We start from the raw sequence: 2,556 nt of genomic DNA on the forward strand, positions 1-2,556 counted from the left end.
GGGCGCTGGCCCGCGCCCGGGCCCGGACCCTGCGGCGCGCGGCGGCGATGGAGACCCCCGATCCGCGCCGCCGCGCGCGCATGGCGCGGGCGCTGGCGCGGCTGGAACGCCAGAGCGAATTCGCCCTGCCGCTGCTGGCTGCGGAGGACGCGCCCGGGACCGGCGGGCTGCAGCGGCTGCGCGGGATCCTCGCGCGGCTCGACGATCTGGACCGGATCGACCCGCCCGCCGATGCGGCCGGGCGCGCGGCGCTGGAGCGACAGATCGCCGGACACTGGCACGAGGCGCGCGCCGCTTGGCGCGACCTGCGCGCCGCGCCGGAATTCCGCGCCGCCTGAACCGCCCGGCCGGACCGCCGGCCGGGGCACGGCCTTGCCCCCTGCCCGTGGCTGTGGCACGCAAGGACAACGAGAGCACAGGTGATCCACATGTCCAAGTCCGCCGACAATCCCGCCGATCCGTTCAAGAAGGCCCTTGCCGAGGCGACCAAGGTCATGGCCGACGATCCCGAGATGACGGTGAGCTATTCGGTCGATCCTCCGGGAATGACCTCCGACGCGATGCGCCTGCCCCAGATCAGCCGCCGCATGACCCGCGCCGAGGTGCTGCTGGCGCGCGGGACTGCGGATGCCTACGCGCTCAACCGCAAGTTCCACGATGCCGGGACCCATGCCCGCTATGCGCCGCAGGGCCAGCTGGCGCAGGAGATCTACGAGGCGATGGAAACCGCCCGCTGCGAGGCGATGGGCGCGCGCGTCATGCCCGGCACGGCAGGCAATATCGACGCCAAGATCGGCTGGGAAGCGGAGCGCAAGGGCTATGCCCAGGTCAGCGATCCCAAGGATGTGCCGCTGCCGGTGGCGGCGGGCTACCTGATCCGCCACCTGGCCACCGGGCGCGACCTGCCCGCGGGGGCCCAGAACGTGATGCAGCTGTGGCGCGCCCATATCGAGGCGCAGGCGGCGGGCACGCTGGACGACCTCGACCGGGTCCTGTCGGACCAGGCGGCCTTCTCGCGCTTCTCGCGCCGGGTGATCGAGGATCTGGGCTATGGCGACCAGCTGGGCGAGGATCCCGACCTCGCCGACGAGGAGGACCCCGAAGACAGCGCCGAGACCCAGGACGAGGACCAGGACCAGCAGGACGACCAGGGCGACCAGGACGAGGACGGGGAAGAGACCGACGCCGCCCCGGAGCAGAGCCAGGACGATGCGGGCGACCAGTCCGAGGCGCAGGTCGTCATGGATCAGATGGCCGATGCGGAAATGGGCGAGGAGTCGGACCTGCCCGACGGGGCCGGGCCGCTGGACCCGCCACCGCCGCCGCCGGTCTCGGAGGCCGATCCCGGCTATGTCGTCTGGAACCCGGGGCATGACGAGGAGATCCGCGCCGAGGACCTGGCCGAACCCGCCGAGCTGGAGCGGCTGCGCGCCTATCTCGACCAGCAGCTGGAACCGCTGAAGGGCGCGGTGTCGCGCCTGGCCAACAAGCTGCAGCGCCGGTTGCAGGCGCAGCAGAACCGCAGCTGGGAATTCGACCGCGAGGAAGGCATCCTGGATGCCGGGCGGCTGGCGCGGGTGGTGGCCAACCCGACGACGCCGCTGAGCTTCAAGATCGAGAAGGACACGGAGTTCCGCGACACGGTGGTGACGCTGCTTCTGGACAATTCGGGATCCATGCGCGGGCGGCCGATCTCGATCGCCGCGATCTGCGCCGACGTGCTGGCCCGCACGCTGGAGCGCTGCAACGTCAAGGTGGAGATCCTGGGCTTCACCACCCGCGCCTGGAAGGGCGGGCAGAGCCGCGAGGAATGGCTGAATGCGGGCCGCCCGCAGCAGCCCGGCCGCCTCAACGACCTGCGCCACATCATTTACAAGCAGGCCGACGCGCCGATGCGGCGCACCCGCAACAACCTGGGGCTGATGATGAAGGAAGGGCTGCTGAAGGAGAATATCGACGGCGAGGCGCTGGAATGGGCGCATCGCCGCGTGATCGCCCGGCCCGAGGCGCGCAAGATCCTGATGGTCATCTCCGACGGCGCGCCGGTCGATGACAGCACCCTGTCGGTCAACCCGGCCAATTACCTGGAGAAGCACCTGCGCGACGTGATCGCCATGGTCGAGAAGAAACGCGCGGTGGAACTGCTGGCCATCGGCATCGGCCATGACGTGACCCGCTACTACCAGCGCGCGGTGACGATCACCGATGTCGAACAGCTGGCCGGGGCGATGACGGAGCAGCTGGCCTCGCTGTTCGATGCCGATCCGCGCGCCCGCGCCCGGGTTCTGGGCATGCGCAACGTCGCCTGACCCGGCCCCGCGGCGTTCCGTCGCCGAACGGAGGGCGGCGGGGCGCGATGACCGGCGGGCCAAGCCGCCGGACCCCGGAAGGCAAGGAGACCCCCGGCCGCAGCGCCCGGAGCGACAGGCGCCGTCCCCGCCGAATGGCAGGTGGCAGGCGGCGGGGCGCGATGATCGGCGGGCCAAGCCGCCGGGCCCCGGAAGGCAGGGAGACCCCCGGCCGCAGCGCCCGGAGCGACAGGCGCCGTCCCCGCCG

At 71.9% G+C, this 2,556-nt stretch carries 2 protein-coding genes; both read left to right on the plus strand.

The features are described from left to right. Nucleotides 1-338 (plus strand): hypothetical protein (locus ICN82_RS16070; RefSeq protein WP_193184647.1); only part of this gene is annotated, 338 nt, incomplete at its 5' end. A gap of 90 nt (nucleotides 339-428) precedes the next feature. Then, nucleotides 429-2,309: a cobaltochelatase subunit CobT gene (gene cobT, locus ICN82_RS16075; protein WP_193184649.1), complete on the plus strand. Its 1,881-nt coding sequence runs from the start codon at nucleotides 429-431 to the stop codon at nucleotides 2,307-2,309. The last annotated feature ends 247 nt before the right edge of the window (nucleotides 2,310-2,556 follow it).

The sequence above is a fragment of the Mangrovicoccus algicola genome, assembly GCF_014903745.1.
Lineage (GTDB): Bacteria > Pseudomonadota > Alphaproteobacteria > Rhodobacterales > Rhodobacteraceae > Mangrovicoccus > Mangrovicoccus algicola.